At 72.4% G+C, this 21,526-nt stretch carries 22 protein-coding genes; 18 read left to right on the forward strand and 4 right to left on the reverse strand.

Annotated features, from left to right (window positions below):
• Positions 1 to 65 precede the first annotated feature (65 nt).
• Positions 66 to 701 (forward strand): DJ-1/PfpI family protein, encoded by a 636-nt coding sequence (locus ABZ854_RS26270; RefSeq protein WP_361215042.1) that lies wholly within the window; start codon positions 66 to 68, stop codon positions 699 to 701.
• 13 nt (positions 702 to 714) lie between these two features.
• Here the strand turns inward: ABZ854_RS26270 and ABZ854_RS26275 are convergent, their stop codons facing one another.
• A complete protein-coding gene (locus ABZ854_RS26275) occupies positions 715 to 1,461 on the reverse strand; it encodes an enoyl-CoA hydratase/isomerase family protein (protein WP_361215044.1) in 747 nt (248 codons plus the stop codon).
• Between the two features lie 256 nt (positions 1,462 to 1,717).
• Here ABZ854_RS26275 and ABZ854_RS26280 point away from each other — a divergent pair, with 256 nt between their 5' ends.
• Entirely contained in the window at positions 1,718 to 2,212 is a 495-nt protein-coding gene (locus ABZ854_RS26280; protein ID WP_361215087.1) for an ATP-binding protein, read from the forward strand.
• A gap of 46 nt (positions 2,213 to 2,258) precedes the next feature.
• On the opposite strand, the gene idi is transcribed toward ABZ854_RS26280, so the two are convergent.
• The 3 genes from idi to galE form a co-directional block, all read right to left on the reverse strand.
• The gene (idi, locus tag ABZ854_RS26285) at positions 2,259 to 2,852 is read right to left on the reverse strand and encodes an isopentenyl-diphosphate Delta-isomerase (RefSeq protein ID WP_361215046.1); all 594 of its coding nucleotides are present in this window, start codon (positions 2,850 to 2,852) and stop codon (positions 2,259 to 2,261) included.
• Positions 2,853 to 3,092: 240 nt separating this feature from the next.
• On the reverse strand, positions 3,093 to 4,034 hold the full coding sequence (locus tag ABZ854_RS26290; protein WP_361215048.1) for a cation diffusion facilitator family transporter: 942 nt from the start codon (positions 4,032 to 4,034) through the stop codon (positions 3,093 to 3,095).
• A 145-nt stretch (positions 4,035 to 4,179) separates the two neighbouring features.
• Positions 4,180 to 5,151 carry a UDP-glucose 4-epimerase GalE gene (gene galE / locus ABZ854_RS26295; RefSeq protein ID WP_361215050.1) on the reverse strand — a complete coding sequence of 324 codons (972 nt, stop codon included), beginning with the start codon at positions 5,149 to 5,151 and terminating at the stop codon, positions 4,180 to 4,182.
• A gap of 278 nt (positions 5,152 to 5,429) precedes the next feature.
• Between galE and ABZ854_RS26300 the strand changes: the two genes are divergently transcribed.
• The 16 genes from ABZ854_RS26300 to ABZ854_RS26375 form a co-directional block, all read left to right on the forward strand.
• Entirely contained in the window at positions 5,430 to 7,262 is a 1,833-nt protein-coding gene (locus ABZ854_RS26300; protein ID WP_361215052.1) for a DUF5941 domain-containing protein, read from the forward strand.
• Positions 7,259 to 8,011, forward strand: a complete 753-nt coding sequence (locus tag ABZ854_RS26305; RefSeq protein WP_361215054.1) for a phosphocholine cytidylyltransferase family protein — start codon at positions 7,259 to 7,261, stop codon at positions 8,009 to 8,011. The genes ABZ854_RS26300 and ABZ854_RS26305 overlap by 4 nt, the downstream gene beginning before the upstream one ends.
• Positions 7,999 to 9,060 (forward strand): iron-containing alcohol dehydrogenase family protein, encoded by a 1,062-nt coding sequence (locus tag ABZ854_RS26310; RefSeq protein ID WP_361215056.1) that lies wholly within the window; start codon positions 7,999 to 8,001, stop codon positions 9,058 to 9,060. Before ABZ854_RS26305 ends, ABZ854_RS26310 begins: the two co-directional genes overlap by 13 nt.
• A complete protein-coding gene (locus ABZ854_RS26315) occupies positions 9,038 to 9,817 on the forward strand; it encodes a CDP-alcohol phosphatidyltransferase family protein (protein WP_361215058.1) in 780 nt (259 codons plus the stop codon). Before ABZ854_RS26310 ends, ABZ854_RS26315 begins: the two co-directional genes overlap by 23 nt.
• Before the next feature lie 5 nt (positions 9,818 to 9,822).
• Entirely contained in the window at positions 9,823 to 10,707 is an 885-nt protein-coding gene (locus ABZ854_RS26320) for a glycosyltransferase (protein ID WP_361215059.1), read from the forward strand.
• A 51-nt stretch (positions 10,708 to 10,758) separates the two neighbouring features.
• Positions 10,759 to 11,688 carry an ABC transporter permease gene (locus ABZ854_RS26325; RefSeq protein ID WP_361215061.1) on the forward strand — a complete coding sequence of 310 codons (930 nt, stop codon included), beginning with the start codon at positions 10,759 to 10,761 and terminating at the stop codon, positions 11,686 to 11,688.
• On the forward strand, positions 11,681 to 12,460 hold the full coding sequence (locus ABZ854_RS26330) for an ABC transporter ATP-binding protein (protein ID WP_361215063.1): 780 nt from the start codon (positions 11,681 to 11,683) through the stop codon (positions 12,458 to 12,460). The genes ABZ854_RS26325 and ABZ854_RS26330 overlap by 8 nt, the downstream gene beginning before the upstream one ends.
• Positions 12,461 to 12,790: 330 nt before the next feature.
• Positions 12,791 to 13,717 (forward strand): squalene synthase HpnC, encoded by a 927-nt coding sequence (hpnC, locus tag ABZ854_RS26335; protein WP_361215065.1) that lies wholly within the window; start codon positions 12,791 to 12,793, stop codon positions 13,715 to 13,717.
• Complete coding sequence (gene hpnD, locus ABZ854_RS26340) at positions 13,714 to 14,664, forward strand: presqualene diphosphate synthase HpnD (RefSeq protein ID WP_361215067.1); 951 nt, start codon at positions 13,714 to 13,716, stop codon at positions 14,662 to 14,664. Before hpnC ends, hpnD begins: the two co-directional genes overlap by 4 nt.
• Positions 14,664 to 14,804 (forward strand): DUF6380 family protein, encoded by a 141-nt coding sequence (locus ABZ854_RS26345; protein ID WP_361215069.1) that lies wholly within the window; start codon positions 14,664 to 14,666, stop codon positions 14,802 to 14,804. Before hpnD ends, ABZ854_RS26345 begins: the two co-directional genes overlap by 1 nt.
• Positions 14,801 to 16,228: a hydroxysqualene dehydroxylase HpnE gene (hpnE, locus tag ABZ854_RS26350; RefSeq protein WP_361215071.1), complete on the forward strand. Its 1,428-nt coding sequence runs from the start codon at positions 14,801 to 14,803 to the stop codon at positions 16,226 to 16,228. The genes ABZ854_RS26345 and hpnE overlap by 4 nt, the downstream gene beginning before the upstream one ends.
• Positions 16,228 to 17,361 (forward strand): polyprenyl synthetase family protein, encoded by a 1,134-nt coding sequence (locus tag ABZ854_RS26355; protein WP_361215073.1) that lies wholly within the window; start codon positions 16,228 to 16,230, stop codon positions 17,359 to 17,361. Before hpnE ends, ABZ854_RS26355 begins: the two co-directional genes overlap by 1 nt.
• Before the next feature lie 116 nt (positions 17,362 to 17,477).
• A complete protein-coding gene (gene shc / locus ABZ854_RS26360) occupies positions 17,478 to 19,631 on the forward strand; it encodes a squalene--hopene cyclase (protein WP_361215075.1) in 2,154 nt (717 codons plus the stop codon).
• A gap of 1 nt (position 19,632) precedes the next feature.
• Positions 19,633 to 20,328 carry a 1-hydroxy-2-methyl-2-butenyl 4-diphosphate reductase gene (locus tag ABZ854_RS26365; RefSeq protein ID WP_361215077.1) on the forward strand — a complete coding sequence of 232 codons (696 nt, stop codon included), beginning with the start codon at positions 19,633 to 19,635 and terminating at the stop codon, positions 20,326 to 20,328.
• Between the two features lie 5 nt (positions 20,329 to 20,333).
• On the forward strand, positions 20,334 to 21,356 hold the full coding sequence (gene hpnH, locus ABZ854_RS26370; RefSeq protein ID WP_361215079.1) for an adenosyl-hopene transferase HpnH: 1,023 nt from the start codon (positions 20,334 to 20,336) through the stop codon (positions 21,354 to 21,356).
• A 4-nt stretch (positions 21,357 to 21,360) separates the two neighbouring features.
• The coding region (locus ABZ854_RS26375; RefSeq protein ID WP_361215089.1) for a flavodoxin-dependent (E)-4-hydroxy-3-methylbut-2-enyl-diphosphate synthase at positions 21,361 to 21,526 on the forward strand (166 nt) is incomplete at its 3' end.

Here is a 21,526-nt window from a genome sequence, read left to right on the forward strand (position 1 = left end):
ATCGCCCGACCACCGACCACCACTCACCGACCGCCCACCGAGCACGCCGACCGAAAGGCAGCCCCGTGCAGATCGCCATCGTCCTCTACGACCGCTTCACCGCACTCGACGCCGTGGGGCCCTACGAGACCCTGGGCCGGCTGCCCGGCGCGGACACCGTCTTCGTCGCCGAGCGCACCGGGCCGGTCCGCACCGACACGGGGAACCTCGCGCTCACCGCCGACCGCACCCTCGCCGACGCGCCGTCCCCCGACATCGTGATCGTCCCCGGCGGACCCGGCCAGACCCCGCAGATGGACAACGCCGTGCTGCTGGACTGGCTGCGCGCCGCCGACGCCACCAGCACCTGGACCACGTCCGTGTGCACCGGCTCCCTGCTGCTGGCCGCCGCCGGACTGCTCGACGGCCGCCGGGCGACCTCGCACTGGCTCGCCCTGGACACCCTCAAGCGGTACGGGGCCGAACCGACCGGCGAGCGCGTCGTGTTCGACGGCAAGTACGTCACCGCCGCCGGAGTGTCCTCCGGCATCGACATGGGCCTGACCCTGCTGGGCCGGATCGCGGGCGACGACGCCGCCATGGCCGTACAGCTGCTGACCGAGTACGACCCGCAGCCGCCCTACGACGCCGGCTCCCCAAAGAAGGCGCCCGCGCACCTGGTCGAGGACTGGCGCGAGAAGAGCCGCTTCGTCCTGAACTGACCGCGACGGCGTCCTAGGACACGGCCCAGGTGAAGTGCGGCTGCCGGCGCTCCAGGAACGCGGCGACGCCCTCCGCTGTGTCGCCGCTGCCGGCCGCCTGCGCCGCCCAGTGGGCGTCACGGTCGGCGCGGCCGTCGGCGAACTCCTTCGCGGCGGCCTGGGTCAGCTGCGAGCGGGACACCAGGACCCGGGTCAGCTCGGCGACCCGCTTGTCCAGGTCGCCCGCGGGCAGCACCTCGTCGACGAGCCCGGTGCGCAGCGCCCGCCCCGTGTCGATCAACTCGCCCGAGAACAGGAGGTACTTCGCCGTGGCCGGGCCGACCAGCGCCACCAGCCGCCGGGTGGAGGACGCCGGGTAGACGATGCCGAGCTTCGCCGGGGTCACGCCGAACAGCGCGCCCTCCTCGGCCAGTCGCAGATCGCAGGCCGCCGCGAGCTGGGAGCCGCCGCCCACGCAGTGGCCCCGCACGGCGGCCAGCGTCGGCTTGGGGAACGCGGCCAGCGCCTCCTCGGCCGCCACCGCGAGACCCTGCGCCTCCCGCGGTGAGCCCCGCAGCGTGGAGATGTCCGCGCCCGCGCAGAAGGTCCCGCCCTCGCCGGTCAGCACCAGGGCCCGCACCGCCGGGTCGGCCGCCAGGTCGTCCAGCAACGGCGGCAGCGCCCGCCACATCGCGGCCGTCATGGCGTTGCGTTTGGCCGGGTGGTGGACGACGACGGTGGCGACCGCGTCGGCGACCCGGTGCAGCAGCTGGGGCTCCATGCGCCGGATGCTATCCGCAGCCCCCCGCCGCACCGCGCACGCCCCCGCCCTCCGGACCGGCCAACCCGTACAACCCGAAGAGTTCGCGAAACGGCGTGGTGAACGGCAGGAACGGTCGCGCGGGCGACCGAGCCGGGCGCGACCGGTCAGAACCGATCGATAACCGCTGACTTGTGTTCAGTCGTGTGGGACAGAGCACATCGTTACCAACACTCGACGCGTGGTGACAATCGAGCGCGAGGGTGGCGACCGGACGATGGACAACCACGGGCACGGGGACGACCCGGGCCCAGCGGGGGGCGCCGAACGGCCGCCGGACGCACTGCCGTACGAGGGGGTCTGGCGGTTCACCGCCGCCGCCGTGGACGCCTCGGTCCCGCAGGCGCGGCACGCCGTACGGGACCTGCTGCTGCGCCAGGGCGTACCGGCCCCCGACGACCTGGTCCACGGACTGCTGCTGATCGTCTCCGAGCTGGTCACCAACGCGGTCCGGCACGCGGCCCTGCTCTCGCCCGTCCTCGCCGTGGAGGTCGCCGTCGGCGCCGATTGGGTGCGGGTGTCCGTGGAGGACAGCCACCCCTACCGCCCGACCGCCCTGGAGGCCGACCACGCCCAGACCGGCGGCCGCGGGCTCCTCCTGGTGCGCGAGGTGGCCCGGGAGGCGGGCGGCGTGGTCGACGTGGAGCACACGGCGAGCGGCGGCAAGGTGATCTGGGCCGCCCTGCCGCTCAAGCCGGCGACGCTGTCGTAGCGCCGGCCGCAGCCGCCAGCCCGCCGACGGGGCTTCGTCCCGCCCGCTACCAGCCCGCCGACGGGCCGGTCAGCTCGCGTACCGCCGGGCGGGCCGCGTCCAGGACGGTCATGAACCACGCCGAGAACGTGTCCCGGGCGTGCCGCTCAGTCAGCTCCGCCGCCGTCACGAACGCGGTCGAGGCGACCTCGTCCTCGTCCGGCGCGAGCGGCGCCTGCACCAGGCCCACGAAGAGGTGGTTGAACTCCTGCTCGACCAGGCCCGAGGCGGGGTCCGGGTGGTTGTAGCGGACCGTGCCGGCCTCCGCGAGCAGCGACGGGGACACGCCCAGCTCCTCGTACGTCCGCCGGGCCGCGGCCGCGAACGGCGCCTCGCCGGGGTAGGGGTGACCGCAGCAGGTGTTGGACCACACGCCGGGGGAGTGGTACTTGCCCAGCGCGCGCTGCTGGAGCAGCAGCCGGCCCCGCTCGTCGAAGAGGAACACCGAGAACGCCCGGTGCAGCTGCCCCGGCGGCTGATGGGCGGCGAGCTTCTCCGCGGTACCGGTCGTCCTGCCCTTCTCGTCGACCAGTTCCAGCAAAATCGCCTCTGCGGTGCCGTTCGACGAACTGTGCGTCGCGGTGGCAGGTGTGATCGGCATACCCATCCTTCGCCTCGGTCTTCGCACCCCAAGTCTGCCGTACGAATCCGGCACTCCCGGCACTTCCCGCACGTCCGCATGTCCCGCGCGCGGTGCGATGCCGGACGCGGGACCCGGTAGATCATCGTGCCCGGCGCCCGCCGCCGCGGAACCTTCCCGGGCCGTCGAACACCTGAGCGCACCTGAACGCTCTCAGTGGCAGACGCCCTCAGCGGCAGACGCCCTCAGTGGCAGACGCCCTCAGTGGCAGAGCCGGGCCTCGTGCTCCGCGTGCCCGCCCGGCTCCAGCTGGAACGTGCAGTGCTCCACGTCGAAGTGGTCGCCCAGGCAGCCCTGCAGCTCGTGCAGCATCTTCTCGTTGCCGATCGCGTTCAGCACCTCCGAGCTGACCACCACGTGCGCGGACAGCACCGGCAGGCCCGAGGTGATCGTCCAGGCGTGCAGGTCGTGCACGTCCTCCACGCCGTCCAGGTCCAGGATGTGCGCCCGCACCTCGGCCATGTCGACGTCCTTCGGCGCCGCCTCCAGCAGCACGTCCAGCGTCTCGCGCAGCAGCTTCAGCGTCCGCGGCACGATCATCAGGCCGATCACCAGCGAGGCGACCGGGTCGGCCGCCTGCCAGCCGGTGGTGAGGATCACCGCCGCCGAGATCAGCACCGCCACCGAGCCCAGCGCGTCCGCCGCCACCTCCAGGAAGGCGCCGCGCACGTTCAGGCTCTCCTTCTGCCCGCGCATCAGCAGGGTCAGCGACACGGAGTTCGCCACCAGGCCGATCAGACCGAACACGACCATCAGCCCGCCCCGGGTGTCCGCGGGCGTCGCGAACCGCTGCGCCGCCTCGTACAGCACATAGCCGCCCACACCGAGCAGCAGCAGGCAGTTGGCCAGGGCGGCGAGGATCTCGGCGCGCGCGAACCCGAAGGTGCGGTTCGTGCTCGGCGGGCGGTTCGCGAAGTGCACGGCGAGCAGCGCCATGCCGAGGCCCAGCGCGTCCGTCGCCATGTGCGCCGCGTCCGCGATGAGCGCCAGGGAGTCCGCGAGCAGGCCGCCCGCGATCTCCACGACCATGATGCCCAGCGTGATCGCCAGCGCGACGCGCAGCCGTCCCCGGTACGCGGCCGTGGCCGTACCCGTGGCCGGCACATGGGTGTGCGCGTGCCCGTGGTCGTGCCCAGCCCCCATGAAAACCGCCTCTTCCGCCACTTGCGCGTTCGGTCCGGAAGGCCAGTCAACTACGGGTGGGGGGTATCGGGCAACGCGGCACTGAACACCGTTGTCATGTGCCCTGACCTGGGCAAACCAACCGCAGGTCAGGGCGCCGGGCGTCTCACTGGCCGTGGTGCAGCCGCCAGCCCTGCCAGGCCGACTCCGCCATCTCGCGCACCCCGCGCCGGGCGCGCCAGTCCAAGGTCTTCGCGGCCCGCTCGGCGGAGGCGACCGCGCGGGGCGCGTCGCCGGGACGGCGGCCCTCCACCACGGCGGGGCGGCGGTCGCCGGAGACCTCGCCGATGACCGTGATCAGCTCCCGCACCGAGACGCCCTCGCCGCGGCCGATGTTCAGCGTGAGATCGCCGCCGTGGTCCTCCCTGGTGAGCCGGCGCGCCGCCGCGAGGTGCGCCTCGGCGAGGTCGGCCACGTGGATGTAGTCCCGCACGCAGGTGCCGTCCGGCGTCGGGTAGTCGTCGCCGAAGATCCGCGGGGCCTCGTCACGGGTGAGCCGGTCGAAGACCATCGGCACGATGTTGAACACCCCGGTGTCCGCGAGTTCCGGCGCGGCCGCGCCCGCCACGTTGAAGTAGCGCAGGCACACCGTCGAGATCCCGTGCGCCCGCCCGGCGGCCCGCACCAGCCATTCCCCGGCCAGCTTCGTCTCGCCGTACGGGTTGACCGGCGCGCACGGGGTGTCCTCGGTGATCAGGTCCACGTCCGGGTTGCCGTACACGGCCGCCGACGAGGAGAACACCAGCCGCCGGATCCCGGCGCCGGCCACGGCGTCCAGCAGGGTGGCCAGGCCGCCCACGTTCTCCCGGTAGTACCGGACCGGCCCGGCGACCGACTCGGCGACCTGCTTGCGCGCCGCGAGGTGCACCACACCCGTCACGCCGTACTCGGCGAAGACCCGCCCCAGCAACTCCCCGTCCAGCGTGGAGCCCCTCACCAGCGGAACCTCGGCGGGCAGCCGCTCCGGCACGGCGGCCGACAGGTCGTCCAGTGCCACCACGCGCTCCCCGGCCCCGGCCATGACCCGCGCCACATGCGCCCCGATGTATCCGGCCCCGCCGGTGATCAGCCACGTCATGGTGGCCCACCCTATGCCGCGGAATCCGCCCCCACGCCCATGTCCCCGATGCCCGGATCTGCGCCCTCGGGTTTGTCGGGCGGCCCCCGGATCCCCGATGATGATCGCGGCAACGGCCGGGGCGGCAACCGTGGGCCGGCCCGTGAACGGCCGGTGAACCGAGGTCTCGCGGCATCCGATAGCCTCTGCCGACAAGCCGCCCGGGTGCCGCGCAGCAAGGGTGCCCCACCACGCAGCAGACCGGCGTCGACACGCCGGCACCCAGGGAGTGAGTTCGGTTGTCGACCGCCATCGTCACCGGTCAGCCGGTCCCCGGATCGTCCCTCGAGAACGATCTGCGGTCCCTCGGCTTCGACGTGCGAGTGGCCGCCGACGCCGCCGAGGCGGAGTCCCTGCTCGCGGCCGTCCCCGGTGACCGCCGCGTCGCCCTCGTCGACGCCCGCTTCGTCGGACACACCCACGCGCTGCGCCTCGGCCTCACCGACCCCCGGTTCCCGCTCGCCGCGGTCACCGGTGCCGTCACCGCCCAGCCCGCCGCGCGGCAGGCGCTGACCCGGGCCATGGCCCGCGAGACCTCCGGCGGCGCCACGGCCGGTGCGGGAGCGCCCGCGCGGGCCCAGACGACCCTGGGGGACGTCGGCAGTCTCGCCGACCGCGTCGGCACCGCCCTCGACGCCGACGGCAGTGCCGTGCACCGCCCGGAACTGGGCAGCCTCGTCGCCGCCGTACCCGCGGACCCGCAGGCCCGCAACGAGGTCCGGCAGGCCGTCGCGGCCGTCGACGAGGAGGCCGTACGCCTGAAGTCGGCCGTCAAGTCCCGCGACGGCTTCTTCACCACCTTCTGCATCAGCCCGTACTCGCGCTACCTGGCCCGCTGGTGCGCCCGCCGCGGCCTCACCCCGAACCAGGTCACCACCGCCTCGCTGCTCACCGCCCTGATCGCGGCCGGCTGCGCGGCGACCGGCAGCCGCGGCGGGTTCGTCGCGGCCGGCGTGCTGCTGATCGCGTCGTTCGTGCTGGACTGCACCGACGGCCAGCTCGCCCGCTACGCGCTGAAGTACTCCACGCTCGGCGCCTGGCTCGACGCCACCTTCGACCGGGCCAAGGAGTACGCCTACTACGCCGGCCTCGCCCTCGGCGCGGCCCGGGGCGGCGACGACGTGTGGGCCCTCGCCCTCGGCGCGATGGTCCTGCAGACCTGCCGGCACGTCGTGGACTTCTCCTTCAACGAGGCCAACCACGACGCGACCGCCAACACCAGCCCCACCGCCGCCCTCTCCGACAAGCTGGACAGCGTCGGCTGGACGGTCTGGCTGCGCCGGATGATCGTCCTGCCGATCGGCGAACGCTGGGCGATGATCGCGGTCCTCACCGCCGTCACCACCCCCCGGATCACCTTCTACGTCCTCCTGATCGGCTGTGCCTTCGCCGCGACCTACACCACGGCGGGCCGGGTGCTGCGTTCGCTGACGCGCAAGGCGCGGCGCACCGACCGTGCGGCGGGGGCGCTGGCGGACCTCGCCGACTCGGGCCCCCTCGCGCAGGCCGTGGCCCGGGTGTCGGGGAAGCGGCTGCCCGGCCTCGCCGTACCCGCCGTCGCGCTGCTGGGCGGCGTCGCCGTCACGGCCTGCTCGGCGCTGACCGGCTTCGGCGGGCCGCTGCCCGTCGCCGGGGCCGTGCTCTACGTCCTCACCTCGGCCCTCGCCGTCGAGGGCCCCCTCAAGGGCGCCCTCGACTGGCTGGTCCCGCCCCTCTTCCGTGCCGCCGAGTACGGCACCGTCCTGATCCTCGCGGCCCACGCGGACGTGCACGGGGCCCTCCCCGCGGCCTTCGGCCTGGTCGCGGCGGTCGCCTACCATCACTACGACACGGTGTACCGCATCCGCGGTAACGCCGGGGCGCCGCCGGCCGGGCTGGTGCGCGCCATCGGGGGGCACGAAGGGCGGACGCTGCTCGCCACCGTCCTCGCCGCGGTGCTCACGGCCGCACAGTTCACGGTCGCGCTCACGGTCCTCGCCGTGGCCGTCGCCCTCGTGGTGCTCTTCGAGAGCATCCGCTTCTGGGTCTCCGCAGGAGCCCCAGCCGTACACGATGAAGGAGAACCCGCATGATCGGCCTCGTGCTGGCGGCCGGCGCCGGACGGCGTCTTCGCCCCTACACCGACAGCCTCCCCAAGGCTCTGGTGCCGGTGGGCCCCGCGGGCATAGAGGGAGAGCCCACGGTCCTGGACCTGACCCTCGCGAACTTCGCCGAGATCGGTCTGACCGAGGTCGCGGTCATCGTCGGCTACCGCAAGGAGGCCGTGTACGAGCGCAAGGCCGCCCTGGAGCAGAAGTACGGCGTCAAGCTGACCCTCATCGACAACGACAAGGCCGAGGAGTGGAACAACGCCTACTCCCTGTGGTGCGGCCGGGACGCCCTCAAGGACGGCGTGATCCTCGCCAACGGCGACACCGTGCACCCGGTCTCCGTCGAGAAGACGCTCCTCGCGGCCCGCGGCGAGGGCAAGAGGATCATCCTCGCCCTGGACACGGTGAAGTCGCTCGCCGACGAGGAGATGAAGGTCGTCGTCGATCCCGCGAAGGGCATGACGAAGATCACCAAGCTGATGGACCCGGCCGAGGCGACGGGCGAGTACATCGGCGTCACCCTCATCGAGGGCGACGCGGCGGCCGAGCTGGCCGACGCGCTGAAGACCGTCTTCGAGGCCGACCCCCAGCAGTTCTACGAGCACGGCTACCAGGAACTGGTCGACCGCGGCTTCCGGATCGACGTGGCGCCGATCGGCGACGTCGCGTGGGTGGAGATCGACAACCACGACGATCTCGCCCGGGGACGGGAGATCGCGTGCCAGTACTGACCCGGCTCATCCCCTCACCGGTCGTCGTCGACATCCGCGCGGGTGCCCTCGACGACCTGGGATGCGTGCTCGCCGACGAGCGGATCTCGCAGTCGGGCCGGCTCGCCATCGCCGTCAGCGGCGGTTCGGGCGCCCGGCTGCGCGAGCGCATCGCGCCCTCGCTGCCCGGCGCCACCTGGTACGAGGTCGGCGGCGGCACCATCGACGACGCGGTCCGCCTGGCGGGCGACATGAAGGGCGGCCACTACGACGCGGTCGTGGGCCTCGGCGGCGGCAAGATCATCGACTGCGCCAAGTTCGCCGCGGCCCGCGTCGGCCTGCCGCTGGTCGCCGTCGCCACCAACCTCGCGCACGACGGCCTGTGCTCACCGGTCGCGACCCTCGACAACGACGCGGGCCGCGGCTCCTACGGGGTGCCGAACCCGATCGCGGTCGTCATCGACCTCAACGTGATCCGCGAGGCACCCGTCCGGTACGTCCGCTCGGGCATCGGCGACGCCATCTCCAACATCTCCGCCGTCGCCGACTGGGAACTGTCCCACCGCGTCAACGGCGAGAAGATCGACGGACTCGCCGCCGCCATGGCCCGCCAGGCCGGCGAGGCGGTGCTGCGCCACCCCGGCGGCGTCGGCGACGACGGCTTCCTCCAGGTCCTGGCCGAGGCACTGGTCCTCACCGGCATTGCCATGTCCGTGTCGGGCGACTCCCGCCCCTCCTCCGGCGCCTGCCACGAGATCAACCACGCCTTCGACCTGCTCTACCCCAAGCGGGCCGCCGCCCATGGTGAGCAGTGCGGCCTCGGCGCCGCCTTCGCGATGTACCTGCGCGGGGCGCACGAGGAGTCGGCGTACATGGCCACGGTGCTGCGCCGGCACGGCCTCCCGGTCCTGCCGGAGGAGATCGGCTTCACCGTGGACGAGTTCGTCCGCGCCGTGGCCTTCGCCCCGGAGACCAGGCCCGGCCGCTACACGATCCTCGAACACCTCGACCTCAAGACGACCCAGATCAAGGACATCTACGCCGACTATGTCAAGGCCATCGGTAGCTGAACTCAGACCGGTCGTCCACCCCGCCGGGGTGAAGGACCGGCGCAGCGGTGAGCACTGGGCGGGACGCCTCTACATGCGCGAGGTGTCCCTGCGCGTCGACCGCTTCCTGGTGAACACCAGGATCACGCCCAACCAGCTCACGTACCTGATGACCGTCTGCGGCGTCCTCGCGACCCCGGCCCTGCTGGTGCCGGGCGTCGCGGGCGCCGTCCTCGGAGTCGTCGCCACCCAGCTGTATTTGCTGCTGGATTGCGTCGACGGCGAGATCGCCCGCTGGCGGAAGCAGTACTCGCTGGCCGGGGTCTACCTCGACCGGGTCGGCGCCTACCTGACCGACGCGGCCGTCCTGGTCGGACTCGGGCTGCGCGCCGCCGACCTGTGGGGCGACGGCCGTATCGACTGGCTGTGGGCCTTCCTCGGCACCCTCGCCGCCCTCGGCGCGATCCTGATCAAGGCCGAGACCGACCTGGTCGGTGTCGCCCGGCACCAGACCGGGCGGCCACCGGTCAAGGAGGCGGCGTCCGAGCCGCGTTCCTCCGGCATGGCGCTGGCCCGCCGGGCCGCCTCCGCGCTGAAGTTCCACCGGCTGATCCTCGGCATCGAGGCCGCCCTGTTGATCCTGGTCCTCGCGATCATCGACCAGATCCGCGGTGACCTGTTCTTCACCCGGCTCGGCACCGCCGTCCTCGCCGGCATCGCCGTACTGCAGACCCTCCTGCACCTGGTGTCCATCCTCGCGTCCAGCAGGCTGAGGTGAGTGCGATGGCTTCCGGCCTGAAAGTCGGCGCGGTGATCATCACCATGGGCAACCGCCCCGACGAACTGCGCGCCCTGATCGACTCGGTCGCCAGGCAGAAGGGCGACCCGGTCGAGGTCGTCGTCGTCGGCAACGGCTCGCCCGTCCCGGACGTCCCCGCGGGCGTGCGGACCGTCGAACTGCCCGAGAACCTGGGCATCCCCGGCGGGCGCAACGTCGGCATCGAGGCCTTCGGGCCCGGCGGCAAGGACGTCGACGTCCTGCTCTTCCTCGACGACGACGGGCTGCTCGCCCAGGACGACACCGCCGAACTGTGCCGCGAGGCCTTCGCCGCGGACCCGAGGCTCGGCATCGTCAGCTTCCGCATCGCCGACCCGGAGACCGGCGTCACCCAGCGCCGGCACGTGCCGCGGCTGCGTGCCTCCGACCCGATGCGCTCCTCCCGGGTCACCACGTTCCTGGGCGGCGCCAACGCGGTGCGCACCCGGGTCTTCGCCGAGGTCGGCGGCCTGCCGGACGAGTTCTTCTACGCCCACGAGGAGACCGATCTGGCGTGGCGGGCCCTGGACGCGGGCTGGCTGATCGACTACCGGTCCGACATGGTGCTGTTCCACCCGACGACCGCCCCGTCCCGGCACGCGGTCTACCACCGCATGGTCGCCCGCAACCGGGTCTGGCTCGCCCGCCGCAACCTCCCCGCGCCGCTGGTCCCGGTCTACCTCGGGGTCTGGCTGCTGCTCACGCTGGCGCGCCGCCCCTCCACAGCGGCCCTGAAGGCCTGGTTCGGCGGCTTCCGGGAGGGCTGGACCAGCCCCTGCGGTCCCCGCCGGCCCATGCGGTGGCGTACGGTGTGGCGGCTGACCCGACTGGGCCGGCCCCCCATCATCTGACAAGCTCGAAGACAAGCTCGACGACGAACTCGAGGACGAAAGTTTCCACCCGTGAGTGAGAGAACCCATGACGGAGGCGTCGCGGTGAGCGCGGCCCCGTCGCCCGACGAGGGACTGACGGCGGCACGGCTCGCCGACAAGTACGGGCTCGCCGTGAGCGGCGCCCGGCCCTCGCTCGGCGAGTACGTCCGGCAGCTGTGGGGACGGCGCCACTTCATCCTCGCCTTCTCCCAGGCGAAGCTGACGGCCCAGTACAGCCAGGCGAAGCTCGGCCAGGTGTGGCAGGTCGCCACCCCGCTGCTGAACGCGGCCGTGTACTACCTCATCTTCGGCCTGATCCTCAAGGCCAGCCGGGGCATGTCCCACGACGTGTACATCCCGTTCCTGGTCACCGGCGTCTTCGTGTTCACGTTCACGCAGAGCTCGGTCCTGTCGGGCGTGCGCGCGATCTCGGGCAACCTCGGCCTGGTCCGCGCCCTGCACTTCCCGCGCGCCGCGCTGCCGGTCTCCTTCGCGCTCCAGCAGCTCCAGCAGTTGCTGTTCTCGATGATCGTTCTGTTCATCGTGGCGATCGGCTTCGGCAGCTACCCGAGCCTGTCCTGGCTGCTGATCATCCCCGCGCTGGCGCTGCAGTTCCTGTTCAACACCGGACTCGCGCTGATCGTGGCCCGCGCGGGCGCCAAGACGCCCGACCTCGCGCAGCTGATGCCGTTCATCCTGCGCACCTGGATGTACGCGTCCGGCGTCATGTTCTCCATCACCACGATGCTGGCGGGCCGCCCCGAGTGGATCGCGCGGGCGCTCCAGGCCAACCCGGCCGCCGTCTACATGGACCTGATCCGCTACGCGCTGATCGACGGCTACGGCGCCTCGAACCTGCCGCCGCACGTGTGGGCGCTCGCCCTGTTCTGGGCCGTGGCCGTGTTCGCCGGCGGCTTCGTGTACTTCTGGAAGGCGGAGGAGAGGTACGGCCGTGGCTGAGCAGAACATCCAGGACCGGCGTCCGACCGTCATCGCGGACGAGCTGCACATCGTCTACCGGGTCAACGGGGCCAAGACCGGCAAGGGCAGCGCGACCGCCGCGCTCAGCCGGATCATCAAGCGGGGCGAGGAGCGCGGCGTGCGCAAGGTGCACGCCGTCAAGGGCGTCTCCTTCGTCGCCTACCGGGGCGAGGCCATCGGCCTCATCGGCTCCAACGGCTCCGGCAAGTCGACGCTGCTGCGCGCCATCGCCGGCCTGCTGCCCGCCGAGCGGGGCAAGGTCTACACCGACGGCCAGCCCTCCCTGCTGGGCGTCAACGCGGCCCTGATGAACGACCTCACCGGTGAGCGGAACGTCATCCTGGGCGGCCTCGCCATGGGCATGTCCCGCGAGGAGGTCAAGGAGCGCTACCAGGGCATCGTCGAGTTCTCCGGGATCAACGAGAAGGGCGACTTCATCACCCTTCCGATGCGGACGTACTCCTCCGGCATGGCGGCCCGGCTGCGGTTCTCCATCGCCGCGGCCAAGGACCACGACGTCCTGATGATCGACGAGGCGCTCGCCACCGGTGACCGCGCCTTCCAGAAGCGTTCCGAGGAGCGGATCCGCGAGCTGCGCAAGGAGGCCGGCACGGTCTTCCTGGTCAGCCACAACAACAAGTCCATCCGCGACACCTGCAACCGGGTGCTGTGGCTGGAGCGCGGTGAGCTGCGCATGGACGGCCCCACCGAAGAGGTCCTCAAGGAGTACGAGAAGTTCACCGGCAAGTGACCCGTTTGGCCCAGGGCCCCGCCGGAACCCGTCCGGCGGGGCCCGAGTCTGCAAAGGAAGCGTCAACTCCGGTCAGGCTCAGGAATCTTGACACCAATCGGTGTGTTGTTGTGTTGTGCAGGACACCCCCGACGGGCCACGTCGCGTTGTACAACGTAAGCTGTACCGGTCCCGGAAAGCGGCAAGTGGGGCGATAATGCGCGACACCCTCCGCCGGTGCGGCCCCACGGACGGCCGGGCGGCGTGTCCGAAATAGTGTGTATTGGGTCGGCAGTGTAGAACGGGAGATGTGACGGCAATGGCTACGGAAACTCCCCAGCTCAACGCAGCATGTGCCGTCCCCTTCCCGGGCAGCGAGCGGTGACCGGCGGCGACACGGCGCCCGACACGGAGCGCGCCACCCTCGACAAGGCCGCGAGCGAGAACTTCCCCGTGGCCCCCTTCTTCCTGCCCCGGGCGTGGCGCGAGGACCTGATGGCCGTGTACGGCTTCGCCCGTCTCGTCGACGACATCGGCGACGGCGACCTCGCCCCCGGCGGCGCCGACGCCCGCATCCTCGGCGTGTCGGCCACGGAGGCGGAGGACCGCATGGTCGTCCTCGACGCCTTCGAGACCGATCTGCGCCGCGTCTTCGACGGCCGCCCGCACCACCCCCTGCTGCGCCGACTGCAGCCCACCGTCCGCCGCCGCGCGCTCACCCCCGAGCCGTTCCTCGGCCTGATCGCGGCCAACCGCCAGGACCAGCTCGTCACCCGGTACGAGACCTACGACGACCTCCTCGCCTACTGCGAGCTGTCTGCCAACCCCGTCGGCCGCCTCGTCCTCGCCGTCACCGGCACCACCAGCCCCGAGCGGGTCCGGCTGTCCGACGCGGTCTGCACCGCACTGCAGATCGTCGAGCACCTCCAGGACGTCGCCGAGGACTTCGGCCGCGACCGGATCTACCTGCCCGCCGAGGACATGAAACGCTTTCACGTCCAGGAAGCGGACCTCGCCGCGAAAACCACGGGCGCGTCGGTGCGCGCCCTGGTTGCATACGAAGCCCAACGCGCCCGCGATCTGCTGAATGAAGGCGCCCCCCTGGTGGGTAGCGTCCACGGCAGGTTGAAGCTGCTGCTCGCAGGGTTCGTGGCGGGGGGAAGGGCGGCGATCAGGGCGATCGCCGCCGCTGATTACGACGTACTTCCCGGCCCGCCCGGATCCGGCAGGGTTCAGCTGCTGCGTGAGGTGGGCGTGACCCTGCGAGGAGAGAGGTGATCCGGACCGTGGATCCCGAGCCACACGCGTCCGCACCGGTACTCGCCGCCTACAGCTACTGCGAGACCGTCACCGGGCAGCAGGCCCGCAACTTCGCCTACGGCATCCGGCTGCTGCCGGCGCCCAAGCGGCGCGCCATGTCCGCGCTCTACGCCCTGTCCCGGCGTGTCGACGACATCGGCGACGGCGACCTGCCCGGCGAGGCCAAGGTCGCGCGCCTGGAGGACACCCGGGCGCTGCTCACCCGGATCCGGGCCGGCGAGGTCGAGGAGGACGACACCGACCCGGTGGCCGTCGCCCTCAGCCACGCCGCCAGCGCCTTCCCGATCCCGCTCGGCGGCCTGGACGAGCTGATCGACGGCGTCCAGATGGACGTGCGCGGCGAGACCTACGAGACCTGGGACGACCTGAAGGTCTACTGCCGCTGCGTGGCCGGGGCCATCGGCCGTCTCTCGCTCGGCGTGTTCGGCACCGAACCCGGCGCGCGCGGCGCCGAACGCGCGTCCGAGTACGCCGACACCCTCGGTCTCGCGCTGCAGCTGACCAACATCCTCCGGGACGTCCGCGAGGACGCCGAGGGCGGCCGCACCTACCTGCCCGCCGACGACCTCGCCAAGTTCGGCTGCTCGGCCGGGTTCGACGGGCCCACCCCGCCGGAGGGCTCGGACTTCGCGGGCCTCGTGCACTTCGAAGTCCGCCGGGCCCGCGCCCTGTTCGCCGAGGGCTACCGGCTGCTGCCCATGCTCGACCGGCGCAGCGGCGCCTGCGTCGCCGCCATGGCCGGCATCTACCGCCGGCTGCTGGACCGCATCGAGCGCGAGCCGGAGGCCGTGCTGCGCGGCCGGGTCTCGCTGCCCGGACGCGAGAAGGCCTACGTCGCCGTACGCGGCCTGTCCGGCCTCGACACCCGGCACGTGACCCGGCGCGCCGTCAGGAGGCGTGCCTGATGGACCCCGTGGCCCCGGTGTCCGCCACCGGTGTATTCCATGACGCAACCCTCCGCTGCGGCGTGGCGTCCCTGACTGCGACGGCCGGACGTGCACGGTTCAACCAGCACAGCCGGCACGCACGGAAGGACGCACGATGAGCGACGGCTCGCGCCCGGAGGGGGCGCACGCTGACACACCCGGACCGGCAGGCCGCAGCGCCGTCGTGATCGGCGGCGGACTCGCCGGCATCACCGCCGCGCTCGCCCTCGCCGACGCCGGCGTCCGCGTCACCCTGCTCGAAGGCAGGCCCAGACTGGGTGGCCTCGCCTTCTCCTTCCAGCGCGGCGACCTGACCGTCGACAACGGCCAGCACGTGTACCTGCGCTGCTGCACCGCCTACCGCTGGTTCCTCGACCGGATCGAGGGCGCGGCGCTGGCCCCGCTGCAGGACCGCCTGGACGTGCCCGTCGTCGACCTCGCCAAGCCCGAGGGACGACGACTCGGCCGGCTGCGGCGCGACCCGCTGCCCGTCCCCCTCCACCTGGGACGCAGCCTGGCCACCTATCCGCACCTCTCGCTCGCCGAGCGCGCCGCCGTCGGGCGGGCCGCGCTCGCGCTCAAGGGGCTCGACCTCGCCGACCCGGCTCTGGACACCCAGGACTTCGGCGGCTGGCTGGCCGGGCACGGCCAGTCGGCGCGCGCCGTCGAGGCCCTGTGGGACCTGGTCGGGGTCGCCACCCTCAACGCGGTCGCCGGCGACGCCTCGCTCGGGCTCGCCGCGATGGTGTTCAAGACCGGTCTGCTGTCCGAGCCGGGCGCGGCCGACATCGGCTGGGCCCACGTCCCGCTGGGCGAACTGCACGACCGGCTGGCCCGCAAGGCGCTCGACTCCGCGGGCGTGCGCACCGAGGTCCGTACACGCGTCACCTCCATCTCCCCTTACGAGAAGGGCGGGTGGAGCGTTCAGGTTCCCGGCGAGACGCTCACGGCCGACACCGTCGTCCTCGCCGTGGCCCAGCGCGAGGCCCACGACCTGCTGCCGCCCGGCGCCCTCGACGCCCCCGAACGGCTCCTCGGGATCGGCACCGCCCCGATCCTCAACCTCCACGTCGTGTACGACCGCAAGGTGCTCGCCCGGCCCTTCTTCGCGGCCCTCGGTACCCCCGTGCAATGGGTGTTCGACCGCACCGCCGCGTCCGGGCTGCGCGCCGGCCAGTACCTGGCGGTGTCCCAGTCCGCCGCCCAGGACGAGATCGACACGCCGGTCGCCGTCCTGCGCGAGCGCTACCTGCCCGAGTTGGAACGGCTCGTTCCGGGTACCCGCCGCGCCGTGGTGCAGGACTTCTTCGTGACCCGGGAGCGTACGGCGACGTTCGCGCCCACCCCCGGCGTCGGACGGCTGCGGCCCGGCGCCCGCACCAAGGCACCCGGCCTGTACCTGGCCGGAGCGTGGACCGCCACAGGGTGGCCCGCGACCATGGAGAGTGCGGTCCGCAGCGGAGTCAGCGCGGCCGACGCCGCGCTGCGCACCCTGGGCCGGCCCCGCCCCAGCCACCTCTTCGCGTTCGAGGAGGCGGCCTGATGCTCGATCAGGACGGGCCGGTGGCAGGCTTCCGCATCTCCGGTACCGCAACAAGAGGAGACACTGTGCCCGCTGTGCCCCCGGCCCCGACAGCCGCCGACGCGGTGGACGTGACCGCGCTGCTGGAGCGCGGCCGGACGCTGGCCACCCCGGTCCTGCGGGCGGCCGTGGACCGCCTGGCGCCTCCCATGGACACGGTCGCCGCCTACCACTTCGGCTGGATCGACGCGGCCGGCAACCCCGCCGACGGCGACGGCGGCAAGGCCGTCCGCCCCGCCCTCGCCGTGCTCTCCGCCGAGGTCACCGGCGCCATGCCGGAGATTGGCGTCCCCGGAGCGGTCGCCGTCGAACTGGTCCACAACTTCTCCCTGCTGCACGACGACCTGATGGACGGCGACGAGCAGCGCCGGCACCGCGACACCGTCTGGAAGGTGCACGGACCCGCCCAGGCCATCCTGGTCGGCGACGCCCTGTTCGCCCTCGCCAACGAGGTCCTCCTCGAACTCGGCTCGGTCGAGGCCGGCCGCGCCACCCGCCGACTGACCACCGCCACCCGCGCCCTGATCGACGGTCAGGCGCAGGACATCTCCTACGAGCACCGTGACCGGGTCAGCGTCGAGGAGTGCCTGGAGATGGAGGGCAACAAGACCGGCGCGCTCCTCGCGTGCGCCTCCTCGATCGGCGCGGTCCTCGGCGGCGCCGACGACCGCACCGCCGACACCCTGGAGCGGTACGGCTACCACCTGGGCCTGGCCTTCCAGGCCGTCGACGACCTCCTCGGCATCTGGGGCGACCCGGACGCCACCGGCAAGCAGACCTGGAGCGACCTGCGCCAGCGCAAGAAGTCTCTGCCGGTGGTGGCCGCGCTCGCGGCGGGCGGCGACGCCTCGGAGCGGCTCGGCGAGATCCTCGCCGCCGACGCCAAGGCCAGCGACTTCGAGAACTTCTCGGAGGAGGAGTTCGCGGCCCGCGCCGCCCTCATCGAGGAGGCGGGCGGCCGCGAGTGGACGGCCCAGGAGGCCCGCCGTCAGCACACCATCGCCATCGAAGCCCTCGACGCCGTCGACATGCCCGACCGGGTGCGGGCCGCGTTCACGGCACTCGCCGACTTCGTCGTCGTACGAAAGAGATGATCACTATCGGCCAATAGTCCTCGCGTAGTCGCCGGCCGGTGCGGCGAGCAGCCAGCGCACCGGCCGACGGCGGACCCACAGCAGCACGACTCGCACGACTGCACGAAGGGGAAGCCATGACAGCGACGACCGACGGAAGCACCGGGGCGACGTTGCCGCCCCGCGCTGCCGCGGCCAGCGACACCGACCTCACCTCCCCCGCGGCGGCCGGGGTACACCAAGCCGCCGAACTCGCCGCCCGCCGGGCCACCGACTTCCTGCTCTCCCGGCAGGACGCCCAGGGCTGGTGGAAGGGCGACCTGGAGACGAACGTCACCATGGACGCCGAGGACCTGCTGCTCCGCCAGTTCCTCGGCATCCGCGACGAGGCGACGACCCGCGCCGCCGCCCTGTTCATCCGGGGCGAGCAGCGCGAGGACGGCACCTGGGCGACCTTCTACGGCGGCCCCGGCGAACTGTCCGCCACCATCGAGGCGTACGTCGCCCTGCGGCTGGCCGGTGACGCGCCCGACGCGCCGCACATGGCCCGCGCCTCCGCCTGGGTCCGCGAGCGCGGCGGCATCGCCTCCGCCCGCGTCTTCACCCGGATCTGGCTGGCCCTGTTCGGCTGGTGGAAGTGGGAGGACCTGCCCGAACTCCCGCCGGAGCTGATCTGGTTCCCCAGCTGGATGCCGCTCAACATCTACGACTTCGGCTGCTGGGCGCGGCAGACCATCGTGCCGCTCACCATCGTCTCGGCCAAGCGCCCGGTCCGCCCGGCCCCGTTCGCGCTGGACGAGCTGCACACCGACCCGGCCCGGCCCAACCCGCAACAGCCGCTGGCGCCCGTGGCGAGCTGGGACGGTGCGTTCCAGCGGCTGGACAAGGCGCTGCACCGGCTCCGCAAGGTCGCCCCGCGCCGGCTGCGCCGGGCCGCGATGAACACCGCCGCCCGCTGGATCATCGAGCGGCAGGAGAACGACGGCTGCTGGGGCGGCATCCAGCCACCGGCCGTGTACTCGGTCATCGCCCTGCACCTGATGGGCTACGACCTGAAGCACCCGGTGATGCGCGAGGGCCTCGCCTCGCTGGACCGGTTCGCGGTCTGGCGCGAGGACGGCGCCCGGATGATCGAGGCCTGCCAGTCCCCGGTGTGGGACACCTGCCTCGCCACCATCGCGCTGGCCGACGCGGGGCTGCCCGCCGACCACCCGCAACTGGTCAAGGCCGCCGACTGGATGCTCGGCGAGGAGATCGTCCGGCCCGGCGACTGGGCCGTCAAGCGGCCCCAGCTGCCGCCGGGCGGCTGGGCGTTCGAGTTCCACAACGACAACTACCCCGACATCGACGACACCGCCGAGGTCGCCCTCGCCCTGCGCCGGGTCCGCCACCACGACCCGGAGCGGATGGACCACGCCATCGGGCGCGCGGTGCGCTGGAACCTCGGGATGCAGTCGAAGAACGGCGCGTGGGGCGCCTTCGACGTCGACAACACCAGCCCGTTCCCGAACCGGCTGCCGTTCTGCGACTTCGGCGAGGTCATCGACCCGCCGTCCGCCGACGTCACCGCGCACGTCGTGGAGATGCTCGCCGCCGAGGGTCTCGCCCACGACCCGCGCACCCGGCGCGGCATCGAGTGGCTGCTCGCCGAACAGGAGCAGGACGGTTCCTGGTTCGGCCGCTGGGGCGTCAACTACGTCTACGGCACCGGCTCCGTCGTACCCGCGCTGACCACGGCGGGCCTGCCGGGCTCGCACCCCGCGATCCGCCGGGCGGTCGCCTGGCTGGAGAAGGTCCAGAACGAGGACGGCGGCTGGGGCGAGGACCTGCGCTCCTACAAGTACGTCAGGGAGTGGAGCGGCCGCGGCGCCTCCACCGCCTCCCAGACCGCCTGGGCGCTGATGGCACTGCTCGCGGCGGGGGAGAGGGAGTCCGGGGCCGTCGAGCGAGGCATCGCGTGGCTGGCCGGCACTCAAGCCGAGGACGGCTCCTGGGACGAGCCGTACTTCACCGGGACCGGCTTCCCCTGGGACTTCTCCATCAACTACCACCTCTACCGCCAGGTCTTCCCGCTCACCGCCCTCGGCCGGTACCTGCACGGCGACCCGTTCGAGCGGCCGCCGCTCGCCCAGGCCAGGAAGCCGCGCCGGGAGACGCCGAAACCGCCCACCGAGGCGGGCCCGCGCACCGAGTCCGGTCTGCGCACCGAGGCCGGCTCGCTCACCAAGGCCATCCCGCTCACCGAGGGCGGCGGGTCCCCCCGGGCCGGCGCCGAGGCCCAGGGGACCTGACATGAGCGCCCAGCCCGCCCCGGTCCCGCTGCTGATCGCCTGCGCGCTCGGCATCGAGCACCTCGCCCTGCGCACCGGCGACCGCGGCGCCCGGCGCAGGGCCACCGGCCGGACGCGCCCCGGCGGCGAGCCGGGCACCCAGGGCGCGTCCGGGCCGGTGACCTTCGTGCGGACCGGGATGGGCCCCCGGGCGGCGGAACGGTCCGTCACCCGGCTGCTCGCCGAGCCGGCCCTGGCCGACGCGGCCGTACTGGCCACCGGGTTCTGTGCCGGGCTCGCCCCCGGCATGCACCCCGGCGACCTGGTCGTCGCCGAGGAGACCCGCGACCCGCGCGGCAGCGTCCCTTGCGTGGGCACCGACCTGCTGGTCAAGGAACTCGTCCGGGCCCTGCCCGGCCGCACCGTCCACACCGGGCCGGTCACCGGCTCCGACCACGTCGTCCGCGGCCACGAGCGCGCCGACCTGCTCGGAACCGGCGCGATCGCCGTCGACATGGAGTCGGCGGCCACGCTGCTGGGCGCCGTCCGGGCGGGCGAGCGCCCGGTTGCGGCCGTCCGGGTGGTCGTGGACGCTCCAGAACATGAACTCGTCCGGATCGGCACGGTGCGCGGTGGAATATCGGCTTTCCGCGTTCTTCGCTCGGTCCTTCCCGCTTTTTTCGAATGGCACCGTTCTTTGTTGCTCCCTCGGAGGTGAGCCAGATGGCCATGCCGTTGCGTCAGTCCATCAAGGTCGCTACATACCTGGCCGAACAGAAGCTGCGCAGGCGCGACAAGTTCCCGCTCATCGTCGAGCTGGAACCGCTGTTCGCCTGCAACCTCAAATGCGAGGGCTGTGGCAAGATCCAGCACCCGGCCGGGGTGCTCAAGCAGCGCATGCCGGTCGCCCAGGCCGTGGGCGCGGTGCTGGAGTCCGGCGCGCCGATGGTGTCCATCGCCGGTGGCGAACCGTTGATGCACCCGCAGATCGACGAGATCGTGCGGCAGTTGGTGGCCAAGAAGAAGTACGTCTTCCTGTGCACCAACGCCATGCTGCTGCGCAAGAAGATGGACAAATTCACGCCGTCGCCCTACTTCGCGTTCGCGGTGCACATCGACGGGCTGCGTGAGCGGCACGACGAGTCCGTGGCCAAGGAAGGGGTGTTCGACGAGGCGGTGGAGGCCATCAAGGAGGCCAAGCGGCGCGGCTTCCGGGTGACCACCAACTCCACCTTCTTCAACACCGACACCCCGCAGACCGTCGTCGAGGTCCTCAACTTCCTCAACGACGACCTGAAGGTGGACGAGATGATGATCTCGCCCGCCTACGCCTACGAGAAGGCCCCCGACCAGGAGCACTTCCTCGGTGTGACCCAGACCCGCGAGCTGTTCAAGAAGGCCTTCGCGGGCGGCAACCGGCGCAAGTGGCGGCTCAACCACTCCCCGCTCTTCCTGGACTTCCTGGAGGGCAAGGTCGACTTCCCGTGCACCGCGTGGGCGATCCCCAACTACTCCCTCTTCGGCTGGCAGCGCCCCTGCTACCTGATGAGCGACGGCTACGTGCCGACGTACCGCGAACTCATCGAGGAGACGGACTGGGACAAGTACGGGCGGGGCAAGGACCCGCGCTGCGCCAACTGCATGGCGCACTGCGGCTACGAGCCGACCGCCGTCCTCGCCACCATGGGCTCCCTGAAGGAGTCGCTGCGGGCCATGCGCGAGACCGTCTCCGGGAACCGGGAGTGACGCCGTGACGGCCGTGCCGCTGGGCCTGCCCGAGGTGCCGGCCCGGCCCGTCGCGCCCCGCCGCCCGTCCCGGCGGATCCAGGTCGGATCCGTGGCGGTCGGCGGGGACGCGCCGGTGTCGGTGCAGTCGATGACGACGACGCGGACGTCGGACGTGGGTGCGACGTTGC

This window comes from Streptomyces sp. NPDC047028 (assembly GCF_040644095.1).
Lineage (GTDB): Bacteria > Actinomycetota > Actinomycetes > Streptomycetales > Streptomycetaceae > Streptomyces.